Origin of the sequence: Nocardioides stalactiti (genome assembly GCF_014180715.1) — a bacterium.
GTDB classification, from domain to species: Bacteria; Actinomycetota; Actinomycetes; order Propionibacteriales; family Nocardioidaceae; genus Nocardioides; species Nocardioides stalactiti.
Map to the genome: position 1 here is coordinate 14889 of NZ_JACEFC010000035.1, position 22833 is coordinate 37721.

Sequence of the window (22833 nt, forward strand, 5' to 3'; positions counted from 1 at the left end):
ACCCGACGGTCGAGGAGAGGAGCGGGATGCCGCCGCAGGCGCAACAGGAAGCGCAGGCCACGACGCCGCGACGACTTTTCGCGTTGCGGATCGTCACGGTGCTGAGCCTCGCCGCCGGGACCATCTACCTCACCTGGCGGTGGGGGTGGTCGATCAACTGGGACTACTGGTGGATCGCGCTCCCCCTGGTCCTCGCCGAGACCTACGCGCTCGTCGACGGCTTCTTGTTCGCATTCACCATCTGGCGCATCAAGCGGCGCGGCGACGCTCCCCCGCCCGACCCCGAGGCGACCGTCGACGTCTTCATCACGACCTACAACGAACCGGTCGACCTGGTCATGGTGACCGCGCTGGCGGCCCTGGAGATCGCCTGGCCGCACGAGACCTACATCCTCGACGACGGCGCCCGACCCGAGATGGAGGCGGCCGCCAGGGCCGCCGGCATCGGCTACCTGGTCCGCAGCGGTGACTGGGCAGGTCGGCCCCGCCACGCCAAGGCCGGCAACCTCAACAACGCGCTGCTCCAGACCCACGGCGAGTTCCTCCTCATCCTCGACGCCGACCAGATCCCCAAGCCCGAGATCCTGCACCGGACGCTCGGCTGGTTCGAGGACCCGGACATGGCTCTGGTCCAGACCCCGCAGTGGTTCAGCAACGTCACCGACACCGATCCGCTCGGCAGCCAGGCGCCCCTCTTCTACGGTCCGATCCAGCAGGGCAAGGACGGCTGGAACGCCGCCTTCTTCTGCGGCTCCAACGCCGTCATCCGCCGTGAGGCGCTGATGCGGCTCGGCATCACCGGCTACGTCCGGGCCGTCGAGTCGGCGGTCCGCGCCGCGCTCGAGACCTCCAGCCGGATCCTGGCGCGCGCCGCCCGCAAGGTGCGCAAGGACGACCCGGAGACCGCCGCGGCGATCCGGATGGTCCGCGAGGGCGTGCGGGCCGCGCTCGCCGACCTCGACGGCGGCGCGGCGTACGGCGACGTCACCTACCGGTTCCAGGAGACGGTGCGGCAGGCCGGCCGGTCCGTCGTGGACCGCGACCTGGCGGCGATCCACGCCGACCTCATGGAGATGGGCTTCACCGAGGACATCGGCATCCTCATGGATCCCGTCACCGGCATCCCGACGGTGCAGGAGGACGTGCTCGAGGAGCTCGCCACCCGTGACCTCTCGCCGCTCGCGGCGCTGGAGGAGGTCGCCGAGATCATGCGGGCCGTCGACGTCACCCGCAGCAACGAGGCGCAGCCGGTGATGCCGATGGCGATCGTGTCGGTCACCGAGGACATGGCGACCTGCATGGAGCTGCACGCCTCGGGGTGGAAGTCGGCCTACCACCACGAGGTCCTCGCCACCGGCCTCGCCCCCGAGGACCTCGGCACCATGCTCAAGCAGCGGTTGCGCTGGGCGCAGGGCACGCTGCAGGTGCTCCTCAAGGACAACCCCCTGCGCAAGAGGGGCCTCACCGGCGGCCAGCGGCTCATGTACTTCGCGACGATGTGGAGCTACCTCTCCGGGTTCGCTGCGCTCGCCTACCTGCTGGCCCCGGTCCTCTACCTGACCCTCGGGATCCTCCCGGTCCACGCCTACGGCCTCACCTTCCTCGCGCTGTTCACGCCGTACTTCCTGCTCAACCAGCTGATGTTCGGGATCGTCGGCTACGGCGTGAGGACCTGGCGCGGCCACCAGTACTCGCTGGCGCTCTTCCCGGTCTGGATCAAGGCCTGCACCACAGCGGCGGGCAACGTCTGGTTCGGCAAGGAGCTCGGGTTCATCGTGACGCCCAAGGTGCGCGACGGCGGGAAGCAGCCCTTTCCGTACCGGTTGATCTGGCCACAGCTGCTGGCGATGGCGCTCCTGGTCGTCGCCGTGTTCTGCGCCGTCGTCCTCCTCATGACGACCGACGAGCTGTCGATCATCGGGGTGGGCGTCAACACGGCGTGGGTCGCGTACGACCTCGTGGTCCTCAGTGTCATCATCGAAGCGGGGCTCTTCCGTGCCCCCGATCCCGCGCCGAGTGGCGAACAGACCGACGAGGAGCTGGTTTCCTGATGCAGATCGAGCAGAGCGAGCGGGACGGCGTGGTGGTCCTGGCGACCTCCGGGCGGTTCAACATGGTCTCGGCGCCCCGGATCAAGGCGCGCATCGACGAGACCGTCGCTGCCGGCAACGCGCGGATCGTCGTCGACCTCGCCGGGGTCGACTTCATCGACTCCTCCGGGCTCGGCGCGCTCATCGGCGGCCTCAAGACGGCTCGGCAGGCCTCCGGCGACCTCCGGATCGCGGCCGCGGGCGACCAGGTCGTCACCGTCCTCAAGCTGACCAACCTCGATCGGATCCTCACGCCGTTCGACACCGTCGAAGCCGCCGTCGATGGATGGTGACGGCTACGACCTGAGCGGGTTCGCGGTGCCCGAGGGCATCGAGGAGCTCCACCACCTGCTGGAGCGGGTGGGCTCCGACCACCCCGACCTCGACGGCGGCGACCTGATGCTCTTCGAGACGGCCGTCATCGAGATCGCCAACAACGTCGTCGAGCACGGCAGCCCACCCGGGGTGGGCTGGCGCTTCACCCTCGACGTGCTGCCCGACCGCCTCGAGGCGACGCTGTCCGACGACGGCAACGCCCACGTGGCCGACCTCGCGACCGAGATGCCGGGCGTCGACGCCGAGTCCGGCCGCGGCCTGCCCCTGGCCCACGCGATCCTCGACGAGATCTCCTACCAGCGGGTCGACGACATCAACCACTGGCACATGGTGCGCAGCCGTGCGGGGAGCAGCTGATGCCGGGTCTGCAGATCGAGGACGAGGACGAGCGGCTCGCAGCGATTCGCGCGCTCAACCTCTTCAACACCGCGCCCGAGGAGCGGTTCGACCGCGTCGTCCGGCTGGCGCAGCACATCTTCAACGTGCCTTACGTCGCGATCAACCTGGTCGGCGAGCACGAGCACTTCACCAAGGCGGCCGCCGGGGACCTGTTCGGGGCCCCGATGTCGACGCTGCCGCGCGAGGAGTCCCTCTGCTCGGTCGCGATCGAGAGCGACCGGACTCTGGAGATCACCGACATCCGGTCCGACGAGCGGTTCACCGACCATCCGTTGCGGGACAACGCGGAGCTGGGCTACTACGCCGGCGCGCCGCTGCGGACGCCGGGCGGGCAGCGGGTCGGCTCGCTGTGCCTCATCGACAACGACTCGAGGCGAGCGCTCTCCGTCGGCGAGCAGGCGATGCTGCGTGACCTGGCCAGCTGGGTGGAGCGGGAGCTCGCCACCGGGGCAGACCTGGAGCAGGGCTCGGAGGTCCAGCGGCGGCTGCTGCCCCGGAGCATCCCGGACCTCCCGGGTTGGGAGGTCGCCGGCCGTTGCGTCCAGGCCGGCGCCGTCGGCGGCGACTTCTACGACTGGCTGGTGCTGGAGCGGTCGGGCAACGTCCAGGTCGCCCTGGCCGACGTGATGGGCAAAGGGCTCCAGGCCGCGTTGCTCGCCGCCGGCGTCCGCGCGATCCTGCGCGGCACCTCGCCGCACAACAGCCTGGCGGCGAGCATCAGGCGCGTCGCCGACGACATGGTCGGCGACCTCGACGAGCTCGGCAGCTTCGTCACCTTCTTCGCCGCGCGGTTCCGCCCGGAGGACGGTGCAGTGGAGTACGTCGACGCCGGGCACGGCCTGGCGTTCATCATCGGGCCGGACCGCGAGGTCCACCTCGAGAGCGAGGGCCTGCCGATCGGCGCCCTCCCCGACGAGCAGTGGGAGATCCACGAGGACCGGGTCGGCCCCGGCGAGGCGCTGGTGATCGTCAGCGACGGCTTCCTCGACGTCCACGGCGACCACGGGACGGTGATGGACGTCATCCAGGAGGCCCTGGGACGCACCGAGGGTGCCGATGCGCTGGCCGCGGAGCTGGCGCGTGGGGCGCTCGGCAAGGCGACGACCGACGACGTCACGGTCGTCGTCGTACGCCGCAGCGCCGCCTGACCGGCGAGGTGCGCGCGTGCCGATGACGCTCGCCCACCCGGCCGCCGTGCTGCCGCTCGGCAGGACCGGGCTGCCGATGACGGCGCTCGCGGTCGGGTCGATGGTGCCGGACATCCCGTTGTTCCTGGGCTGGGTCCACGGGTACGACGTCACCCACAGCCTGCTCGGCATCCTCGTCGTCGACGTCGTGCTGACGATCGGCGTCGTGGCGCTGTGGACGGTCCTGCTGCGCGACGCCGTCGTCGACCTGGCACCGGCCGGAGTCCGCGAGCGGCTGGCCGAGCGCGGCCGGCTCACCGCGCGGCAGTGGCTGCTGGTGCCGCTCGCGGGCTCGATCGGCGCGGCGACCCACTTCGCCTGGGACTCCTTCACCCACCCCGGCCGCTGGGGCCCCGAGCACATCGCCTGGCTACGAGCCGATCACGCCGGACTGCCGGGCCTGAAGTGGGCGCAGTACGCCTCCGGGGTCCTCGGGCTCGCGGTGGTGACCTGGGCCGCCGTCCGTCACCTGCGCTCGCTCGCCCCCGCGCGTGACCCGCGGGTCCCGCGCGTGCTCCCCCGCGAGGTGCTGCCGGCCGTCCTGCTCGCCGCAGCCGCCGTCGGCCTGGTGTCCGCAGCGCGCAGCATCCCCCAGGGCTTCCACGCGATGGCGTTCAACGGCGTCGTCGACAGCCTGATCGCCGTGACCGTCCTCGGCGTGGGTGCCTGCCTGGTCTGGCAGGCCGTCCGTCAGTCCAGGTAGTCGCGCAGGACCTGGCTGCGGGACGGGTGGCGCAGCTTCGACATCGTCTTGGACTCGATCTGGCGGATCCGCTCGCGGGTCACGCCGTAGACCTTGCCGATCTCGTCGAGGGTCTTGGGCTGGCCGTCGGTGAGGCCGAACCGCATCGACACCACGCCCGCCTCGCGCTCGGAGAGCGTGTCGAGGACGGCGTGCAGCTGCTCCTGGAGGAGCGTGAACGAGACCGCGTCGGCCGGGACGATCGCCTCGGAGTCCTCGATCAGGTCGCCGAACTCCGAGTCGCCGTCCTCACCCAGGGGGGTGTGCAGCGAGATCGGCTCACGACCGTACTTCTGGACCTCGACGACCTTCTCCGGGGTCATGTCGAGCTCCTTGGCGAGCTCCTCCGGGGTGGGCTCGCGCCCGAGGTCCTGCAGCATCTGGCGCTGGACGCGGGCCAGCTTGTTGATGACCTCGACCATGTGGACCGGGATCCGGATGGTGCGGGCCTGGTCGGCCATCGCGCGGGTGATCGCCTGGCGGATCCACCACGTCGCGTAGGTCGAGAACTTGTAGCCCTTGGTGTAGTCGAACTTCTCGACCGCGCGGATCAGACCGAGGTTGCCCTCCTGGATCAGGTCCAGGAACAGCATGCCGCGGCCGGTGTAGCGCTTGGCGAGCGAGACGACGAGACGCAGGTTGGCCTCGAGCAGGTGGTTCTTGGCGCGGCGGCCGTCCTCGGCGATCCACTCCAGCTCCTCGAGGAGCTTGGGGCTGATCTTGCCGCCGCGAGCGAGCTTCTCGTCGGAGAAGAGGCCGGCCTCGATCCGCTTGGCGAGGGAGACCTCCATCTCGGCGTTGAGGAGCGGGACCTTGCCGATCTGCTTGAGGTAGTCCTTGACGGGGTCGGCGGTCGCGCCGGCGACCATGACCTGCTGGGCCGGCTCGTCGGTGTCGTCGGCCGTGGAGACCACGAACGACGAGGTGGCCGAGGCCTCTTCCTCGTCCGCCTTGATGGTCGGGTCGGTGGCGACGTCCTGCTCGAACTGCTCGTCGGCGATGTCCGGGAGGACCTTCTTGCCGTCGGGGCCGACCGCGGGGACGACGACCGCGGCAGGCGCCGCAGCGGCCTTCTTCGCCGGCGCGGCCTTCTTGGCGGGCGCGGCCTTCTTGGCGGGAGCAGCCTTGGCGGCGGGCTCCTCAGCGGCAGGGGCCGCGGCGGCCTTCTTGGCCGGCGCCGCCTTCTTCGCCGTGCTGGCGGTGGCGGTCTTGCGCGTGCTCGTCGCGGCGACGGCGCGGCTGGTCGCCGGGACGGCGACCGTGATGCCGAGGCCGGCGAGGTGCCCCAGGAACGACTTCAGGTACGGCGCGGCCACGTCGGCCGACGCGCACGCCTGTCGGACATCCTCAGGACTCACGCTGCCCATCGGCTGGGCCCGGTCGATCAGGGCGACGATGGCGGGGTGCTCCAGCACCGCAGCAGGAACCTTGCGCGCGTTCGACGACACGAACACCTCTCGATACAGCGGAGAAACTGACAACAGGGCGCGGCCCAGCCCGGAGGCGTCAAGACCGCGGGTCTCATTCTGCCACGCAGGTGGGTGTCCCCCGCACACCGGGCGGCACCTCGGCTCGCTAGCCCCCGGCGAGCGCGCGGAACCGGGCGACCTGGGCGGTCCGCTCGGCGAGCCGCTGGTCCTCCAGCGAGCGCGACGGCGCCTCCTGGAGCAGCCGCTTGGTCGCCGTGACGGCGCCGTGCACGTGGGCCGTCAACGCGTCGATGGTCGCGGCGAGCACGCCGTCGAGCTCAGCCGCCGGGACGACGACCTGGGCGAGCCCGATCTCCCCCGCCTCGTCACCGGGGACGAAGCGTGCCGTCGCGCAGATCTCCAGCGCCCGGGCGTAGCCGACCGCGTCGACGAGCGGCTTGGTGCCGACCAGGTCGGGGACCAGGCCCAGCGCCGGCTCCTTCATGCAGAACCGGGCGTCCTCGGCCACGATCCGCAGGTCGCAGGACAGCGCCAGCTGGAAGCCGGCGCCGATCGCGTGCCCCTCGACGACCGCGATCGTGATGAAGCGCGGGTCGGCCAGCATCGCGAACGGGAGCTGATAGATCCCGATCTGGTCGATGATCTCCTGGTCGCTCGCGGCGAGGGTGGCGATGAAGTTGCCCTCCTCGTCGGTCTGGGACGGATCGAGCAGCGAGAGGTCGAGGCCGGCCGAGAACGTGCCGCCGGCCCCGCGCACCACGACGACCCGGACCTCGGGCCCGAGCTCGCCGAGGATCCGCGCCATGCCGGCCCACATCCGCGGCACCTGGGCGTTGCGGACCTGGGGCCGGTCGAGCGTGATCGTGGCGACCGCACCCTCGACGGCCAGCTGGAGGCCCGCGTGCGCGAGCTCCTCCGCGCTGATCGCAGGAGCCATCAGCGGTCGGCCTGGAGGATGAAGACGTACGGCGTCGAGCCGCGCAGGTCCATCACACCGAGCAGGGTGTCGTCGTCGACACGTCGGAAGAAGTCGATGATCGGGAGGTGGTCGTAGACCATCCCGGCGGTCACGACGCCGCGGTACTCGACCGCGCGCAGGCGCGCACGGTGCTTCGAGGTCTTGATCGCGGGCTTGAGCGCACCGACGGCCGAGTGAGCACGGTTGACGACGGCCGACGGCACCTTGGACGCGACTCCGAGCGGCATCTTGCGGGGCTCGACCGGGAAGATGTCACCGCCGTGGCTCTTGAAGAGCAACGGGTGGACGTGGTCGACGTCGTCGAACTGCTTGCCGTACCAGCCGGACGCCGCGAGCAGGCCGTCCATCTCGTGGCCGGTGAAGAGCTCACGCCCCCGGTAGCGGCCGGTCATCTCGGCGGGCGCGACAGCCGGCAGCGAGTCGAAGAAGGCCAGCGCCGTGGCACCGTCGGTGCCGCGCTCGAGCTCGGCGAGGCGCTCGGTGGCGGTCGCGGTGGTCGGCGCGGTCCTGGTGGTCTTGGTGGTCTTGGGCATGGGGGGTCCTTCCTCAGGCGCTCGCCAGGCGCAGCGCGCCCGGGGCGGTCTCGGGCACCGCAGGTGCGTTGGGCATGACGGGGGCGACGCGCTGGTAGGCCGTGCCGAGCTCCGGCCGCGGGTCGGCCTCACCCTTGTTGGGCCAGAACGCCATCGCCCGCTCGGCCTGGGCCGTGATCGTGAGCGACGGGTTGACGCCGAGGTTGGCCGTGATCGCGCTGCCGTCGGCGATGTGCAGACCGGGGTAGCCGTAGACCCGCTGGTACGGATCGATCACGCCCGTCTCGCGGGAGTCGCCGATCGTGCAGCCGCCGATGTAGTGGGCGGTCGCCGGGATGTTGAAGATGTCGGTCCCGATGTTGCCCGTCACCCCGTCGGCCGCGGCGGCGTACTCGCGCCCGATCTCGTGCGCCAGCGGGATCCAGTCGGGGTTCGGCTCGCCGGTCCCCTGCTTGGTCTTGAGCAGCCCGCCCTTCCGGTACGACGTCAGCGAGTTGTCGAGCGACTGCATCACCAGCAGGATGACCGACCTCTCGGAAGCGCCCTTCACGTTCATCGTGCGCATCGACGCGATCGGGTGCAGCAGGAAGGTGAGCAGGAGCCGGAGGAATCGGAACGCTCCCCCGTCGACCATCGGCACCGTCTGCAGGAACAGCGAGTTGTGGCCCTCCCCGTAGGTGCACACCTCGACGTGGGTCTGCGGCTCGGGGTGGATCGAGGAGGTGATCGCCACCCCCTGCGCCATGTCGTTGCGGCTGTTGCTGGTCACACCCACGATGGCCTCGGAATTGCTGCGCGTCAGCTCGCCCAGGCGCGGTGACAGGTCGGGCAGCGTGCCCTCGTCCTTCAGCTCGTGGAGCAGCTTCTGGGTGCCGAGCGCGGCCGCGGCGAACACGACCTGCTCCGCGGTGAAGGTGCGTCGCCCCTTCCGCAGCTTGCCGTTGGACCGTTGGGTCTCGACGACGTACCCGCCCGTGCCGTCCTTCGCGACCTTGGTGACCGTCGTCAGCGGGTGCACCTCGGCACCCTTGCTCTCGGCGAGGTAGAGGTAGTTGGTGGTCGTGGTGTTCTTGGCGTTGTGCTTGCAGCCGGTGAAGCACTCCGAGCAGTGGATGCAGCCCCGGCGCTCGGGGCCCGCGCCGCCGAAGTACGGGTCAGCGACGGTCTCCCCCTCGCGGCCCTCGTTGAAGAAGACGCCGACCTGGGTCTTGTGGAACGTGTCGGCGACGCCGCGGTCGCGGGCCACCTGGAGGAGCAGGTCGTCCTTCGGCCCGGTCCGCGGGTTCTCGACCACGCCGAGCATCCGCTTCGCCTGGTCGTAGTACGGGGCCAGCTCCTCGCGCCAGTCGGTGATGTGACCCCAGGCGCGGTCGGTGTAGAAGTCGGGCAGCGGCTCGTAGAGCGTGTTGCCGTAGATGAGGGAGCCACCGCCGACGCCGGCACCGCTGAACACCAGGCACTTGCCGAGAGCGCTGATCCGCTGCGGGCCGGTGAGGCCGAGCCGCGGGGCCCAGATCGACTTGCGGATGTTCCAGTTGGTCTTGGGCAGGTCCTCGGCGTTCCAGCGTCGCCCGGACTCCAGGACGCCGACCTTGTAGCCCTTCTCGGTCAGGCGGAGCGCGGTGACGCTGCCGCCGAAGCCCGAGCCGACGACGATGACGTCGTAGTCGTAGTTGCCAGCCTTCTTCGGGCTCATCGGGCCACCACCTTGTAGTCGGCAGGCGCGAACTTGGCCTGCGATTTGTACTGACGTCCGAGAGCGGGCCAGTTCGTCGTGATCCGGCCGTGCTCGTTGCGGTACCACGAGGAGCACTGGGTCCAGACGCTGTCGCTCAGCTGGCCCTGGATCCGCTCGTCGTAGTCGTTCTCGACCTCGGGGCGGACGTCGAGCGGAGCACCCACGCTCGCGAGGTGCTCGACGTAGTCGCCCAGGTAGGCGGCCTGCGCCTCGAGGAAGTAGATGATCGAGCCGCCGCCGGTGTTGGTGTTGGGCCCGTAGAGGATGAACAGGTTGGGGAAGTGCGGCACGGTCATCCCGTAGTAGGCGTGCGCACCCTCGCGCCACTCCCCGTGCAGGTCACGGCCCCCGCTGCCCTTGATCGACATCGGCGCGAGGAACTCGGTCGCCTTGAAGCCGGTGCCCCAGATGACGACGTCCGCCTCGTGGACCCGACCGTCGACCGTCTCGACGCCCGCCGGGGTGATCCGGGCGATCCGCTCGGTCTCGAGGTCGACGTTGTCCTGCGCGAGTGCCGGCAGGTAGTCACTGGAGAAGAGGATCCGCTTGCAGCCGATCTGGTACGTCGGCCACACCTTCTCGAACAGACCGGGCTTGGCCTTGGTCTGCCGCTTCATGTGGGCCTTGGAGACCGCGCGGATCGTCGCGGCCAATGCCTTGGAGTAGACCCACGCCACGCTGAGACCCTCGGTCACGCCGTACCAGGTACCGCGCTCGACGAGCTGGGTGACCGGCGCCTTCTCGAACACCTTCTGGTGGGTCTCGGAGAACTCCGTGTCCAAGCGCGGGACCAGGTACGGCGCCGTCCGCTGGAAGATCGTCATCTGCGCGACGTCGGGCTGGATCGCGGGCACGAACTGGATCGCGCTCGCGCCCGTGCCGATGACCGCGACCCGCTTGCCGGTGAGGTCGACGTCGTGGTCCCACTCCGCGGAGTGGAAGCTCGGACCGGCGAACGACTCCATGCCCTCGATGTCGGGGACCGACGGACGCGAGAGCTGACCGACCGCGGAGACGAGCACGTCGACCGTCACCGCGTCGCCGGTGCTGAGCTCGACGGTCCACTTCCCGGTCGCGTCGTCGTACGACGCAGCGGTGACCTCGGTGCCGAAGCGGACGTGTCGACGGACGTCGTACTTGTCCGCGACGTCGTGCATGTAGTCGAGGATCGCGGGCTGCTGGGAGAAGCGGCGGGGCCAGCGCGGGTTGGGCTCGAAGGAGTAGGAGTAGAACGGCGAGGGGACGTCGCAGGCGGCACCGGGGTAGGTGTTCTCGCGCCACACTCCCCCGACGTCGTCGGCCTTCTCCAGGACGACGATGTCGTGGAAGCCACGCTTCTTGAGCTCGATGACGGCGGCCAGGCCGCCGAACCCGGTGCCGATGACGGCGACGGAGGGCTTCATGGGTGACGTGACCTCTCAGCGGGCGTGGATCCAGCGGATCATCCGCGGGAGGAGGCGGACGACCCAGGGCTTGCGGCCGAAGGTGAGCAGGTTGATCGGGGCGGCGTAGTTCTGGGTGGCGATCGCGCGCGGGCGCGTGAACTCCTTGAGGCCCTCGGGGCCGTGGATCCGCCCGAAGCCGCTCTCCCCCTTGCCGCCGAGCGGCAGCGCCGCCATGCCGGCGAACCCGAGCACCGAGTTGACCGAGACCTGGCTGGTCTCGAGGCCGTCGACGACCTCGTCGGCGCGCGACTTGGAGAACACCGCGCCGGCCAGGCCGAACGGGGTGTCGTTGGCGAGCTTGACCGCCTCGTCGAGCGACTCGACGGTGGTGACGGTCAGGGTCGGCCCGAAGGTCTCCTCCTGGATCGCCGAGGAGGTGTGCGGCGGGTCGAGGATGACGACAGGCTCGATGTAGCGCTCGCCGATGCTGTCGCGCCCGCCGATGACGGCCGTGCCGCCGCTGGACAGGGCGTCGTCGACGTGGCGACGGACGATCGCGATCTGGCTCGGCATGGTCATCGGGCCGTAGGACGACGACTTGTCCGACCCCGGCTTGATCGACTTGACCTGAGCCTTGAGCTCCTCGAGGAAGGCGTCGCGGACCGGGCGCTCGACGTAGACGCGCTCGATGCCGACGCAGGTCTGACCGCTGTTGCCCATCGCGCCGAACGCGATCGCCTCGGCGGCCTTGGCCAGGTCGGCGTCCTCGGCGACGATCGCAGCGTCCTTGCCGCCCAGCTCCATGACGACGGGCACGAGCGACTCGGCGCAGGCCGCCATCACCTTGCGGCCGGTCGGCGCCGAGCCGGTGAAGGCGAGCTTGTCGACGCCGGCGCGGCACAGGGCCGCACCGGTCTCGCCGAAGCCGGTCACCAGCGAGAGCACGCCGGCCGGGGCCTCCGGGTTGGCGGCAGCGAAGGCGTCGACGTACCACTTGGCGATGGCCGGGGTGTACTCGCTCGGCTTGAATACGACGGTGTTGCCGGCCGCGAGCGCGGTGGCGATCGAGCCGTTGGGCGTGAAGATCGGGTAGTTCCACGGACCGATCACGCCGACCACGCCGAACGGCGCGTGCTCGACGCGGGCGGAGAAGTTGGAGAGGAGGAGACCGGTCTTGCGCTTCTCGGGCTTGAGGATCTTGCCGGCGTTCTTGGCGGTCCACGCGATGTGCTCGAGCGCGAGCATGACCTCCAGGCGCGCGTCGGTGAGCGGCTTGCCGTTCTCCCGGTGCATCAGCTCGACGAGGTCCTCGGCGTTCTTGGCGATGTAGCGCTTCCACGCCTGGAGGGCGTCCTTGCGACCGTCGTACCCCTGGTCGCGCCACCAGGGCGCGGCGTGCTGGGCGCGCGTCACGACGGCGTTGACCTCCTCGGCCGTCTGGACCGGGAAGGTCGCCACGACCTCGTCGTTGGCGGGGTTGGTGCTGACCAGCTGCTCGGTCATCGGTTCTCCTTGTGGGATGCGGCGGCCGCCGCGGTGGCGAGGACGAGACGAGCGCAGGTGTCCGGCTCGTCGTTGAACGGGAGGTGCCCGCAGCGACCGAGGTCGACGTGCTGGGCGGACGGGAGCGCGGCGCGGGCGCGGGCGCTCTGGGTGCGGTGGGTGAGGACGACGTCGCGGGTGCCCCACGCGACGGTGACCGGGATGTCCGGCAGCGCGCCGAGGTCGCTGTCGGCGTCGAACCAGTAGCGGCCGAAGTCGGCGCGTGCGGCCTCGAACGCCGTCGCGGCGGCCAGACCGTGGAGATCGCCCTGGGCCATGGCCGCAGTGAGCTTGCGCGGCTGGCCGAACATCGAGCTCAGCAGCAGCGCGCGCCCGGTCGGGTTCTCGACGACCCGGTCGAGCGCGGGGCCCATCGTGCGCGCGGCGACCCGCATGGTGGTGAGCAGGCCCTGCGTCCAGCGCAGTCCCGCGGTGTGCCAGAAGCCGACCGGCGCGAAGGCCGTGACCGACGCCGCGAAGCCGCGCCGACCCAGCTCGAGGCCGACCCCGCCGCCCATCGAGCTGCCGACGAGGTGGGAACGCTCGATGCCCTGCTCGCGGAGCCAGCCCTCCAGCCAGTCGGCGTAGCCGCGCGGGCCCGGGCGCACCCCGGCGACGAGCGGCGTGCCGCCGAACCCGGGCAGGTCGACGGCGATGACCTCGTGCTGCGCGGCGAGCCGGTCGAGGATCGGCTCGAAGCACTGCCAGCGGCTGCCGATGCCGTGGACGAGGACGACGGGCTCGCCGCTGCCGCGGCGCTCGTGGTTGACCGGCGCGGTCGTCGCGGGCATCAGGAGGCCTTCCGGTCGGCGGGCGGCAGCACGATGTCGAGAGCGAGCTGCTCGACCGTCAGTGCGGCGCAGTGGTGGACGAACTCCTCGCGCGAGGTGTGGCGGGCGCCCTCGCTCCACGCGAGGAAGAGCGCGAAGATCGCGGCGGAGAAGCCGAGGAGGGTCCAGGCGTCGGCCCCCGCGCGGAGCGCGGCTCCGCGCTCGGGCAGGACCTCGCCCACGACGGTGAGCACGAAGTCGGGCATCGCGGCCTGGGACCGCGGGCGCAACGTGTCGTCGGCGGCGGACTCGCGGAAGAGGACCCGTCCGATCCGGGGGTCCCCCTCGACCACGGCGATCGCGGTGTCGAACGCGGCGAGGATCGCGGAGGCCACGCCGTGCTCGGCTGCGGCGACGACGGCGGCCATGATCGGCTCGCGCATCCGGTCGACGGCCTCGTCGTAGACCGCGGTCAGGAGCTCCTCGCGGTCGGCGAACAGCTCGTAGAAGTAGCGCGGTCCGACGGCGGCCTCGCGGCAGGCGGCGCGCATCGTCAGCGCGCCGGTGCCCTGGGTGCCGAGCAGTTCGAGACCTGCCTCGACGAGGCGCTCGCGGCGGTCGGCCTCACGTGCGCCGGGGGTCTGGCCCTGCCACAGGCGGCCACCCGAGGGAAGGTCGGAGGACCCGGAGGTCGCGACGCCGGAGGCTGTGGAAGTGGTCACACGGGGACCGTACCAGGAATCAGTCGCTTCCGGGAAGCATATGATTCCTAAATCTTTCAGCCACGGCCGCGCCCGCCGTCAGCGCCCCTTCCAGACGGGGGCACGCTTCTCGTTGAAGGCGACGACGCCCTCGACGGCGTCCTCGGAGAAGATCGCCGGCGTCGCCAGCTCGCTCTGTCGCTGGAACTCCTCCGCGGTCGACCAGTCCGGCGACTCCAGCACGATCTGCTTGCTGATCGCGACCGACATCGGGGCGTTGGCCGCGATCGTCTCCGCGAGCTCGATCGCCGCCTCGACCGCCTGCCCCGCGGGCACCACCCGGTTGACGAGGCCGAGCTCGGCCATCCGGGAGACCGGCTGGGGCTCGGCGGTCAGCGCCATCTCCATCGCGAGGTTGCGGGGCAGTCGCTGCGCGAGCCGCAGCACTCCCCCGGCCGCCGCGACCAGGCCGCGCTTGGGCTCGGGCAGGCCGAACTGCGCGTTCTCCGCGGCGACGATGAGGTCCGCCGCCAGGGCGAGCTCGCAGCCGCCGGCCAGGGCTGAGCCCTCGACCGCCGCGATCATCGGCTTCTGGGGCGGCACGCCGCAGATGCCGAGCGTGCCGCGCCGCTCGGTCACCGGGAACTCGCCGCGGGCGGCCGCCTTGAGGTCCATGCCCGCCGAGAACGCCGTACCGGCGCCGGTGAGGACGGCGACCCGCGCCTGAGGATCGGCCTCGAAGCCGTCGATCGCCCGCTCCAGCAGCAGCGCCGTCCGCAGGTCGATGGCGTTGCGCACCTGGGGGCGGTTGAGGGTGATGAGCGTGACTTCACCGCGACGCTCGACGAGGACAGGCAGGGCCGGCGGCTCGGGCACGGCGACCGCGGAGTCGCCGAGCAGGGTCGCCGACTCCTCCTCCAGCCGGACCGGCAGACCGACCAGCTCCTCCTCGACGCCGCGCGCGGCGAGGTCGCTGCCGACGTAGCGGCGCAGCGCTCGGTCGCCGTCCGGCGTGACCGCACTCAGGATGATCGCCTCGGGAGCACCGGAGCGGTCGAACTGGACCGTGTAGGCGTCGATGACCGCGTCGCCGACGAAGCTGCCGAGCGCGCGTCGGGTCGGCGTCGCGTCGACCACCGGCGTGAGCGAGCGGTACGACGTCCGCGGCGGCGTCGCCGAGTAGATCCCGATCGCGTGCTTGGTCAGGTACCAGCCGAGCGAGGTCGACAGGCCGTAGGAGTCGGGGTCCTCCCGCAGCCGCTGCACGAGGCTCGCCACGGCGTGGGTGCCGTAGTTGTTGCCGGGACCCCCGCCGAACGTGAGGCCGCCGGTGACGCTGAGCGGCCGGTCGGGGTCGCCGACCGGGAGGCCGAGCTCGGCAGCGGCGATCTGCACCGCCGACGGGAAGCACGAGTAGAGGTCGACGTGGGCGACGTCGTCGACGGTCAGTCCGGCGTGCTCGAGCACGGCCCGGCCGATCGTGCGGATCGCCGGCGAGGCTGCGAGGTCGCCGCGCTCGGAGACGAACCACTCGTCGTGGGCCGCCGCACCCGCGTGCAGGAACACCCACTTCTCCTGCGGCACGCCCGCAGCCTCCGCGGCGGCGGCGCTGCAGAGGATGAGCCCGCTGGCCAGGTCGACCTGGAGGTTGGCGCACAGCAGCTTCGGGTACGGCGTCGTGACCATCCGGTTGGCCTCGTCGGCGGTCGCGAGCCGCTCCGCCGAGTGCGCCGTCGGGCTCCACGCGTAGGGGTTGGCGGCCGCGACGTGCGAGAGGTCCGACCACAGGCCGGTGATCCGGTCCCGGTGCTCCGCGATGCCGGCCCCCGACTTCGCGCGGATCGCGGACTCGATGAGCCCGTACATGTAGACCGGCGCGCCGAGACCGGCCTTGGCCTCGGCGTCGTTGTTGGCCTCGGCGTCCTTGCCGAGCACCCGGGTCGGCGCGGTGCCGGCCGGCTGCACCGGCCACTCGGTGCGCTGACCGGCCTTCTGCGCCGTCGCCTGGGTCGCGCCGGCCTCGGCGCCGGAGACCAGGACCACCGACGCCTCGCCCGCCGCGATGGCGCGGCCGGCCTCGTTGACGAGCAGCTGCCCGGCGTCGCCTCCGAACCGGCTGGAGACGACCGTGACCTCGGGCTCCGCGCCCACGGCGGCGGCGACGGCGGCGGCCTGGTCGCCGTACTGCCAGGACACGCTGGCGATCGCGTAGACGGCGTCGGCCTCGGCGAGCAGCCCGGTGACGCCGGCGTCCGCCTCGGCCCGGCGCAGCGCCTCCGCCGAGAGAGCGGCCGGGTCGGGGCCGTCGGGCACCGGGTCGCGCTGGACGAGCTGACCGACGCCCACGAGGACGGGGGTGTTGGGGTGAAGCCGGACGCCCGTGCGGGCGTGGACGACCGGACCGCTGCCGGGCTCCGGCTCCGCCGGCCCGACGTGGTCGGCCGCCTTCGCGGCGAGCGCGTCGGCCGTCTGCTGCGCCGCACCCTCGACGTGGGCCTCGATGGTGGCGCCCATCGGCCCCTGGACCGGGTCGCCGCCGAGCCCGATCTCGACCTCGATCTCGCTGCCGCCGTGGACGGTGGTCGCGGCGGACACCGACACCCCGACCAGGAGACCCATCGGGCCCTCGCCGGAGAGCGCGAAGGTCCGGTCGTCGAGCTGGACGACGGTCCAGGCGATCTCGGCCGGGATCCCCATGAGGCGCACCGACTCGACCACCTCGAGCCCGAGGCTCGCCCGCGCGGGCACGTCGCCCCGCCAGCTGTCGTGCATCTCGAACCAGGTCGAGAAGCCGGTCAGGTCCGTCGCGAGCCGGAGGACCTGCTCAGGAGTCGCTGTCGAGGTCGCTGCCGCACTGGCCTCGCGGTCGTAGTCGCCGATCACGCAGCGGACTCTAGGGGGTGCCTCCCCCGCGGTCAGGCGTTGGCCGCGGCCTTCTTCGCCTTCTTGAAGTCCCGGACCTTCTGCAGCGAGTCACCGTCGACGACGTCGGCCACCGACCGGTAGCCCTCGAGCGCGTAGTCGCCGGCGACGGCCTCCCAGCCCTCGGGGCGGACGCCGACCTGCTTGGCGAGCAGGGCGACGAAGATCTGCGCCTTCTGCTTGCCGAAGCCCGGCAGCTCCTGGACCCGCTTGAACAGCTCCTTGCCGGTGGTCGGCTCGGTCCACAGCCGGGTCACGTCGCCGTCGTACCTGCTCTCGACGAGGGCTGCGAGCTCCTGGAGCCGCGCTGCCATCGAGCCCGGGAACCGGTGGATCGCCGGCGGCTGGCTGCACAGCTCCTTGAAGGCCTCCGGCTCCGCCGCCGCGATCGCCGCCGGGTCCAGGGTCCCGAACCGGCTCAGCACCTTCCACCCGCCGCGGAACGCGTGCTCCATGCCGTACTGCTGGTCGAGCATCATGCCGACGACCACCGCGAAGGGGTGCTGGTCGAGGACGTCATCGGCTTCGGGCAATCCGGTCATCTGGAACGACATGCACCCATCCTCGCGCATGCGACGGATCACTTTTCAAGTCAGATGACTTGTAGTGGGCAGCCGGCGCGACTAGGGTCCGAGGACCACCTCAGGAGGAGAAGCGATGAAGGACTTCCACGGCAAGGTCGCCGTCGTCACCGGCGCCGGATCCGGCATTGGCCGGGCGCTCGCGCTCGAGCTCGCCCAGGCGGGCGCCAAGCTCGCGATCAGCGACTGGGACCCGGAGGGCCTGACCGAGACCGAGCTGCTCTGCAAGCGGCTGGGCGCCGATCTCCACGCCGAGGTCCTCGACGTCCGCGACCGCGCCGCCGTCCACGCGTACGCCGACGCGGTCGCCGCTCACTTCGGCGCCGTCAACCTGGTCGTCAACAACGCGGGCATCACCATCTTCGGCACCATCGAGGAGAGCCCCTACGAGGACATCGAGAAGGTCATCGACGTCGACTTCTGGGGCGTCGTCCACGGCACCAAGGCCTTCCTCCCCCACCTCATCGCCTCCGGCGACGGCCACGTCGTCAACGTGTCGAGCATCTTCGGGCTCTTCAGCGTCCCGACCCAGAGCAGCTACCACGCGGCGAAGTTCGCGGTGCGCGGCTTCACCGAGTCGCTGCGCCAGGAGATGCTCGTCGCCGGCCACCCGGTCGGTGTCACCTGCGTCCACCCGGGCGGCATCAAGACCAACATCGTCAACAACGCGTCGGCGAGCAACGCCGGTGACGTCTCGGGCCTCCAGCGCCTCTTCGACGACGTCCTCACCCGCACCAGCCCCGAGAGCGCCGCTCAGACGATCCTCAAGGGCGTGAAGGCCCGCCGGGCCAAGGTCCTCATCGGCGCGGACGCCGTCGCCGTCGACCTGCTCGTGCGGGTGCTCGGATCGGCGTACCAGCGTCCGTTCGCCGCTGTCGCGAAGCGCCTGACGTCCTCGCTGAAGGCATCGGCATGACCGTCCACGACACCCTGCCGACGGTCGAGCACCTCGCCTCGCCGCTGGAGCTGCCCAACGGCCAGCGCCTGGCCAACCGCTTCATGAAGTCCGCCCTCAGCGAGGGCCTCGGCGAGCGCGACGGCGCCCCGTCGGCGAAGCTCGAGCGGCTCTACTCCCGATGGGCGGACGGCGGCTTCGGCCTCGTCGTCACCGGCAACGTGATGATCGACCGTCGCCATCACGGCGAGCCCGGCAACGTCGCCGTCGAGGACGACCGCCACCTGGAGCAGCTCCGGCACTGGGCCAGCGGATTCCGGTCGAGCGGCACCCCGCTGTGGATGCAGATCAACCACCCCGGTCGCCAGGCCAACGCGCTCATCACCCGCAACCGCCCGGTCGCGCCGAGCGCGATCGGGGCCAAGGTGCCCGGCGCCATGAAGCCGCGGGCGCTGACGGACACCGAGATCCGCGAGCTCATCGAGCGCTACGCCACGACCGCAGCGGTCGCGGAGTCGGCCGGCTTCGACGGTGTCCAGGTGCACGGCGCGCACGGCTACCTGGTGACCCAGTTCCTCTCGCCGCGCAGCAACCAGCGCGACGACGCGTGGGGCGGCGACTCCGTACGACGGCGCCGCTTCGCCCTCGAGGTCGTCAGTGCGATCAAGGCCGCCACCAGCCCGGCCTTCGCGGTCGGCATCAAGCTCAACTCCGCGGACTTCCAGCGGGGCGGCTTCACCGAGGAGGAGTCACGAGACGTCGTCCGCGACCTCGTCGAGCGCGGCATCGACATGATCGAGATCAGCGGCGGTTCCTACGAGGCTCCGGCCATGCTCGGCAAGGTCCGGGCCTCGACCGCCGAGCGCGAGGCCTACTTCCTGGAGTACGCCGCGTCCGTGCGCGACCTGGCGGGCGCCGTACCGATCGCCGTGACCGGAGGGTTCCGCACCACCGAGGCGATGGAGAGCGCGGTCTCCTCGGGCGACTGCGACCTGGTCGGCCTCGGCCGGCCGACCTGCGTGGTCCCCGACGCGCCCCGCTCGATCCTGGAGGAGGGCCGCACCGAGCTGCCGACCGCCCAGGTGCGGACCGGCGCGCGCATGGTCCTCGGCCGCGTGATGGACCTGCGGACCATGGACAGCGCCATCGACCTGTCGTGGCACACCGATCAGCTGCACCGGATGGGCGCCGGCAAGGACCCCGACCCGAACCGCGGGTGGGTCGAGACCGCCGTGCTCCTGGGACTGCGCAACGGCCCCGGCGCGTTCCGCCCCAAGCGCGGCTGAGCCAGGGCCGACCTCGCGGAGGATCCGTTCGAGCAGGTTGAACGGATCCTCCTCGCTGTCAGCTGGCGGCGCCCTCGAACCGGTAGTCGTCGAGGTCGAACCGGCTGCTCGTCCACATCGTCTCCAGCGTCGTCGACGCCCGGAACGGGACGTCCCCGTTGGCGTCGAAGTAGTAGCTGTTGGCCGTCGAGCACGACGGCTGGAAGAACACCTGGTGCTTGCGCCGGCCGAGCATGCTCTCGAAGTAGCGGGCGTTCGCCTCGGCCGTGACCTCGACCCGCGTCGAACCGGTACGACGCGCCTGCCGCAGGCAGCGCACGATGTGCGCCATCTGGGTCTCGATCAGGTTGAAGTACGACGAGCCGTTGTAGCCGTAGGGCCCGAGGATCGCGAAGAAGTTCGGGAAGCCCGGGACGCTGACGCCCTGGTAGGCCTGGAAGCGGTTCTCCTCCCACCACGACTCCAGGTCGGTCCCGCCGGCCCCGGTGACCGAGAACGCCGGCATGTTGCCCTTCTCGAACACCTTGAAGCCGGTCGCCAGCACCAGGACGTCGACCTCGTGCTCGATGCCGTCGGTGGTCACCACGCCGGTCGGCGTGATCCGCTCGATCGAGGTCGTCTCGAGGTGGACGTTCGTCCGGTTGAAGGCCTGGAGGTAGGAGTTGGAGAAGCTCGGTCGCTTGCAGCCGAGCGCGTACTTCGGGGTGAGCTTCTCGCGCACCTCCGGGTCCTTGACCGCCGCCCGGAGGTGCGCGTGGCCGAGCCGCTCCCCCACCCCTGCGACCGGGAGCAGGTTGTGGAAGTGCGCGGCGAGCGGGAACGTCAGCTCGACGAACGTCTGGCTCGCCAACCGCGTCGCCGCCTTCGCCCCGGGCACCCGCATCGCGAGCCGGGCCGGCAGCGGCAGCCGGGTGTCCAGCTTGGGCAGGCACCAGATCGGGGTGCGCTGGAAGACCGTCAGGTGCGCGACGTCGGGTGCGATCGACGGGATCACCTGGACCGCCGACGCACCGGTCCCGATGATCGCGACCCGCTTGCCCGTGAGGTCCACGTCGTGGTCCCAGCGCGCGGTGTGCATGACGGTGCCTGCGAAGTCGTAGATCCCGTCGATCTCCGGCGGCTTGGGCTGGGTGAGCACCCCCGTCGCCCCGATGACGTGGCGCGCGGTGATGGTCCCGCCGTCAGCGGTGCCGAGGGTCCACAGGTCGGCCGCGTCGTCGAAGTCCGCAGAGACGACCCGGGTGCCGAACCGGGTCCGCCGGCGTACGTCGTACTTGTCGACGCAGTGCTCGGCGTAGCGCTTCAGCTCGCGCCCGGGGGCGTAGACCCGCGACCAGCCGGCCTGTTGCTCGAAGGAGAACTGGTAGCTGAACGACGGGATGTCGACCGCGACGCCCGGGTAGGTGTTCCAGTGCCAGGCGCCGCCGACGCCGTCGCCCTCCTCGATCATGAGGTAGTCGTCGAAGCCCGCCTTGTCGAGCAGGATCGCGGCGCCGATGCCGGAGAACCCGCCCCCGATGATGGCGACCTCGTGGTCCGGCTGGTGGTCCGGCTGGTGGTCGGGCTGGCTGTCGGTGGTGCGCGTCATGCGGAGCGGTCCTCTCGGGAACGGGTGGGGCGCGGGGCGCGGGCAGGTGCGGGCAACGGTCGCAGCCGCTCCGGCGCAGGGACGACGATGCAGTCGACCTGGTGCTCGATCCCCTCGGCGGTGCGGACACCCTCGGCGGTGATCGCGTAGACCGGCCACCGGATCAGCTTGCAGTGCGGGTCCTGGAGCGCGGCGTAGTACAGGTCGCTGGTGGTCGTGGCGTGCCGGGTGAACCGGTCGTCCGGTGTCAGGAGACGGCGGATCCACGGGTCCTTCACGGCGAGCCGCAGGTGCGCCCGGGCGAGCAGGCGGTGCGTCAGCGGGCCCGCGACCGGCACCCAGGTGGCGGCGTGCACCACTCCGGACAGCGGTCCGGGCAGCGCGGGCAGCACCCAGTCCGGGTCGTCGAGGAAGACCTTCACGGTGCGAGCGGTCCAGGCGACATCGGCCAGGACCCGGGCCGCGTCGCGGCCGGTGGCGAGCACGGCGACCCGCTGCCCACTGAAGTCGTGGTCGCGCCACGCGTCGCCGTACAGGACCTCGCCGAGGAACCCGGCTGCGACGTCCATCGCCGGATCGATCTGCACGGGGCGACCCCCGGGGCTGCTCACGAGGCCACCGGCTCGTGGGTGATCTCCTCGGTCCACGACTGTGGCTTGCCGAGGATCTTCGCGGGAACGAAGGAGGTGACCTTGACCATCGGGTCGGCGAGGAACCGGTGGTAGGGGTGGGTGCGGTCGATGACCATCGCGGCCTGCGCCTTGAGCACGTGGTAGGCCGGGATCCGGTGCGTGAACTCGCCGCGGCCGCCGATCGTCTTGTAGCGCTTGACCGCGTTGTAGAGCTTCTGCTCGGACATCCCCATGGCCACGATGTTGTCGCGCATCTTGTTGATCAGCGGCACGAACACCACGATCAGCCCGATCACGACCTGCGGCTTCAGGTTGCTGGCCGACTCGATCATCAGCTTGTGCAGGGGCCCGGCACCGATGTGCTCGAGCACCTGGAAGTCGACGGTGATGTGGCGAGCCTCGTCGGAGTTGATGTGCCGGAAGACCTCGTGGCAGACGGGGTCCTGGACCTCGTCGAGGAGGAACTTCACGAGCGCCCCGTCCAGCGCGCACTCGAGCAGCGGGATCAGGGTCGCGAGGGCGCTCAGCGGCAGCGTGTCACCGAGGCTGTCGAGCGTCTTGATCGCCATCTTGACGTTGATGTTGGGCTCGGGGACGTTGCCCTCCTCGTCGAGCATCCCCCACCGCTTCATCAGCGCCAGCTCGGCGTTGGCGTGCTTCTGCTCCTCGGCGTGGAAGTACTCGTAGATCTCCTTGATCGCCGGCGTCGGCGCCTTCTTGGCGAGCGAGGCGAAGCCCCGTGCGCCGACGTGCTCGATCCACACCAGGTCGGCCATGAAGGGCTTCATCTTGGCGCGGACCTCGTCGGTCATCGTCTCGGCGCCGGGGGCGTCCCAGTCGATGTCGGCGAGCGACCACTGCTTGTCCTTGATCGTCTGCAGCATCGCGTCGAAGTCGTAGGTCATCGTCGTTCCTCCGTGGTGGTCAGTCGTCGGACGGCTCGGGGGCGAACCGGCCCATCAGGCCGGCGGCGCGGGCGTACGGCGCGGGCGCGAGGCGCTTGAGCCGCCACAGCGCCTTGGCGTCGAGCTGGGGCATCACGTACAGCCGCCCCTTGTCGTGGGCGTCGAGCGTCGTCCGCGCGACCCGGCGCGGCG

General features: G+C 71.1%; 20 protein-coding genes. 7 read left to right on the forward strand and 13 right to left on the reverse strand.

Features of this window, described 5'->3' with window-relative positions:
• Window positions 1–26: 26 nt before the first annotated feature.
• The 5 genes from H0487_RS09340 to H0487_RS09360 are packed head-to-tail and all read left to right on the forward strand — an operon-like array spanning window position 27 to window position 4715.
• Complete coding sequence (locus tag H0487_RS09340) at window positions 27–2051, forward strand: glycosyltransferase family 2 protein (protein WP_183093969.1); 2025 nt, start codon at window positions 27–29, stop codon at window positions 2049–2051.
• Window positions 2051–2383 carry an STAS domain-containing protein gene (locus H0487_RS09345; RefSeq protein WP_183093970.1) on the forward strand — a complete coding sequence of 111 codons (333 nt, stop codon included), beginning with the start codon at window positions 2051–2053 and terminating at the stop codon, window positions 2381–2383. The genes H0487_RS09340 and H0487_RS09345 overlap by 1 nt, the downstream gene beginning before the upstream one ends.
• Window positions 2373–2783 (forward strand): ATP-binding protein, encoded by a 411-nt coding sequence (locus H0487_RS09350; RefSeq protein WP_183093971.1) that lies wholly within the window; start codon window positions 2373–2375, stop codon window positions 2781–2783. The genes H0487_RS09345 and H0487_RS09350 overlap by 11 nt, the downstream gene beginning before the upstream one ends.
• The gene (locus tag H0487_RS09355; protein WP_183093972.1) at window positions 2783–3973 is read left to right on the forward strand and encodes a PP2C family protein-serine/threonine phosphatase; all 1191 of its coding nucleotides are present in this window, start codon (window positions 2783–2785) and stop codon (window positions 3971–3973) included. Before H0487_RS09350 ends, H0487_RS09355 begins: the two co-directional genes overlap by 1 nt.
• A 22-nt stretch (window positions 3974–3995) precedes the next feature.
• Window positions 3996–4715 (forward strand): DUF4184 family protein, encoded by a 720-nt coding sequence (locus tag H0487_RS09360; protein ID WP_246383246.1) that lies wholly within the window; start codon window positions 3996–3998, stop codon window positions 4713–4715.
• Here the strand turns inward: H0487_RS09360 and H0487_RS09365 are convergent.
• The 10 genes from H0487_RS09365 to H0487_RS09410 all read right to left on the reverse strand — a co-directional run bounded on the left by H0487_RS09365 (window position 4703) and on the right by H0487_RS09410 (window position 17308).
• Window positions 4703–6202 carry an RNA polymerase sigma factor gene (locus H0487_RS09365; protein ID WP_376766673.1) on the reverse strand — a complete coding sequence of 500 codons (1500 nt, stop codon included), beginning with the start codon at window positions 6200–6202 and terminating at the stop codon, window positions 4703–4705. The genes H0487_RS09360 and H0487_RS09365 overlap by 13 nt on opposite strands.
• 127 nt (window positions 6203–6329) lie before the next feature.
• A complete protein-coding gene (locus H0487_RS09370) occupies window positions 6330–7121 on the reverse strand; it encodes an enoyl-CoA hydratase/isomerase family protein (protein ID WP_183093975.1) in 792 nt (263 codons plus the stop codon).
• Complete coding sequence (locus tag H0487_RS09375) at window positions 7121–7696, reverse strand: DUF4334 domain-containing protein (RefSeq protein WP_183093976.1); 576 nt, start codon at window positions 7694–7696, stop codon at window positions 7121–7123. Before H0487_RS09375 ends, H0487_RS09370 begins: the two co-directional genes overlap by 1 nt.
• Before the next feature lie 13 nt (window positions 7697–7709).
• Window positions 7710–9392 carry a GMC oxidoreductase gene (locus tag H0487_RS09380; RefSeq protein WP_183093977.1) on the reverse strand — a complete coding sequence of 561 codons (1683 nt, stop codon included), beginning with the start codon at window positions 9390–9392 and terminating at the stop codon, window positions 7710–7712.
• Window positions 9389–10837 carry a flavin-containing monooxygenase gene (locus H0487_RS09385; protein WP_183093978.1) on the reverse strand — a complete coding sequence of 483 codons (1449 nt, stop codon included), beginning with the start codon at window positions 10835–10837 and terminating at the stop codon, window positions 9389–9391. Before H0487_RS09385 ends, H0487_RS09380 begins: the two co-directional genes overlap by 4 nt.
• A gap of 15 nt (window positions 10838–10852) precedes the next feature.
• Complete coding sequence (locus H0487_RS09390) at window positions 10853–12322, reverse strand: aldehyde dehydrogenase family protein (protein ID WP_183093979.1); 1470 nt, start codon at window positions 12320–12322, stop codon at window positions 10853–10855.
• Entirely contained in the window at window positions 12319–13152 is an 834-nt protein-coding gene (locus H0487_RS09395; RefSeq protein WP_183093980.1) for an alpha/beta fold hydrolase, read from the reverse strand. The genes H0487_RS09390 and H0487_RS09395 overlap by 4 nt, the downstream gene beginning before the upstream one ends.
• Window positions 13152–13853, reverse strand: a complete 702-nt coding sequence (locus H0487_RS09400) for a TetR/AcrR family transcriptional regulator (protein WP_183093981.1) — start codon at window positions 13851–13853, stop codon at window positions 13152–13154. The genes H0487_RS09395 and H0487_RS09400 overlap by 1 nt, the downstream gene beginning before the upstream one ends.
• A 78-nt stretch (window positions 13854–13931) precedes the next feature.
• Window positions 13932–16715 carry a crotonase/enoyl-CoA hydratase family protein gene (locus H0487_RS09405; protein ID WP_312855881.1) on the reverse strand — a complete coding sequence of 928 codons (2784 nt, stop codon included), beginning with the start codon at window positions 16713–16715 and terminating at the stop codon, window positions 13932–13934.
• Between the two features lie 32 nt (window positions 16716–16747).
• Complete coding sequence (locus H0487_RS09410; RefSeq protein ID WP_183093982.1) at window positions 16748–17308, reverse strand: HhH-GPD-type base excision DNA repair protein; 561 nt, start codon at window positions 17306–17308, stop codon at window positions 16748–16750.
• A 103-nt stretch (window positions 17309–17411) separates the two neighbouring features.
• On the opposite strand from H0487_RS09410, the gene H0487_RS09415 reads away from it, so the two are divergent.
• Both H0487_RS09415 and H0487_RS09420 read left to right on the forward strand, forming a co-directional pair.
• Window positions 17412–18251 (forward strand): SDR family NAD(P)-dependent oxidoreductase, encoded by an 840-nt coding sequence (locus tag H0487_RS09415; RefSeq protein WP_183093983.1) that lies wholly within the window; start codon window positions 17412–17414, stop codon window positions 18249–18251.
• Window positions 18248–19516: an NADH:flavin oxidoreductase/NADH oxidase family protein gene (locus H0487_RS09420; RefSeq protein WP_183093984.1), complete on the forward strand. Its 1269-nt coding sequence runs from the start codon at window positions 18248–18250 to the stop codon at window positions 19514–19516. The genes H0487_RS09415 and H0487_RS09420 overlap by 4 nt, the downstream gene beginning before the upstream one ends.
• 58 nt (window positions 19517–19574) lie before the next feature.
• On the opposite strand, the gene H0487_RS09425 is transcribed toward H0487_RS09420, so the two are convergent.
• The 3 genes from H0487_RS09425 to H0487_RS09435 are packed head-to-tail and all read right to left on the reverse strand — an operon-like array spanning window position 19575 to window position 22641.
• Window positions 19575–21104: a flavin-containing monooxygenase gene (locus tag H0487_RS09425; protein WP_183093985.1), complete on the reverse strand. Its 1530-nt coding sequence runs from the start codon at window positions 21102–21104 to the stop codon at window positions 19575–19577.
• Entirely contained in the window at window positions 21101–21691 is a 591-nt protein-coding gene (locus H0487_RS09430; RefSeq protein WP_183093986.1) for an NAD(P)/FAD-dependent oxidoreductase, read from the reverse strand. The genes H0487_RS09425 and H0487_RS09430 overlap by 4 nt, the downstream gene beginning before the upstream one ends.
• Window positions 21692–21711: 20 nt before the next feature.
• Entirely contained in the window at window positions 21712–22641 is a 930-nt protein-coding gene (locus H0487_RS09435; RefSeq protein ID WP_183093987.1) for a ferritin-like domain-containing protein, read from the reverse strand.
• Window positions 22642–22833: the final 192 nt, after the last annotated feature.

Coding starts and splice junctions, on each gene's coding strand:
- H0487_RS09390 (WP_183093979.1), bottom strand. CDS start 12,322: ATGACCGAGCAGCTGGTCAGCACCAACCCCGCCAACGACGAGGTCGTG.
- H0487_RS09345 (WP_183093970.1), top strand. CDS start 2,051: ATGCAGATCGAGCAGAGCGAGCGGGACGGCGTGGTGGTCCTGGCGACC.
- H0487_RS09395 (WP_183093980.1), bottom strand. CDS start 13,152: ATGCCCGCGACGACCGCGCCGGTCAACCACGAGCGCCGCGGCAGCGGC.
- H0487_RS09375 (WP_183093976.1), bottom strand. CDS start 7,696: ATGCCCAAGACCACCAAGACCACCAGGACCGCGCCGACCACCGCGACC.
- H0487_RS09355 (WP_183093972.1), top strand. CDS start 2,783: ATGCCGGGTCTGCAGATCGAGGACGAGGACGAGCGGCTCGCAGCGATT.
- H0487_RS09380 (WP_183093977.1), bottom strand. CDS start 9,392: ATGAGCCCGAAGAAGGCTGGCAACTACGACTACGACGTCATCGTCGTC.
- H0487_RS09360 (WP_246383246.1), top strand. CDS start 3,996: ATGACGCTCGCCCACCCGGCCGCCGTGCTGCCGCTCGGCAGGACCGGG.
- H0487_RS09425 (WP_183093985.1), bottom strand. CDS start 21,104: ATGACGCGCACCACCGACAGCCAGCCCGACCACCAGCCGGACCACCAG.
- H0487_RS09350 (WP_183093971.1), top strand. CDS start 2,373: ATGGATGGTGACGGCTACGACCTGAGCGGGTTCGCGGTGCCCGAGGGC.
- H0487_RS09370 (WP_183093975.1), bottom strand. CDS start 7,121: ATGGCTCCTGCGATCAGCGCGGAGGAGCTCGCGCACGCGGGCCTCCAG.
- H0487_RS09435 (WP_183093987.1), bottom strand. CDS start 22,641: ATGACCTACGACTTCGACGCGATGCTGCAGACGATCAAGGACAAGCAG.
- H0487_RS09410 (WP_183093982.1), bottom strand. CDS start 17,308: ATGTCGTTCCAGATGACCGGATTGCCCGAAGCCGATGACGTCCTCGAC.
- H0487_RS09420 (WP_183093984.1), top strand. CDS start 18,248: ATGACCGTCCACGACACCCTGCCGACGGTCGAGCACCTCGCCTCGCCG.
- H0487_RS09385 (WP_183093978.1), bottom strand. CDS start 10,837: ATGAAGCCCTCCGTCGCCGTCATCGGCACCGGGTTCGGCGGCCTGGCC.
- H0487_RS09340 (WP_183093969.1), top strand. CDS start 27: ATGCCGCCGCAGGCGCAACAGGAAGCGCAGGCCACGACGCCGCGACGA.
- H0487_RS09415 (WP_183093983.1), top strand. CDS start 17,412: ATGAAGGACTTCCACGGCAAGGTCGCCGTCGTCACCGGCGCCGGATCC.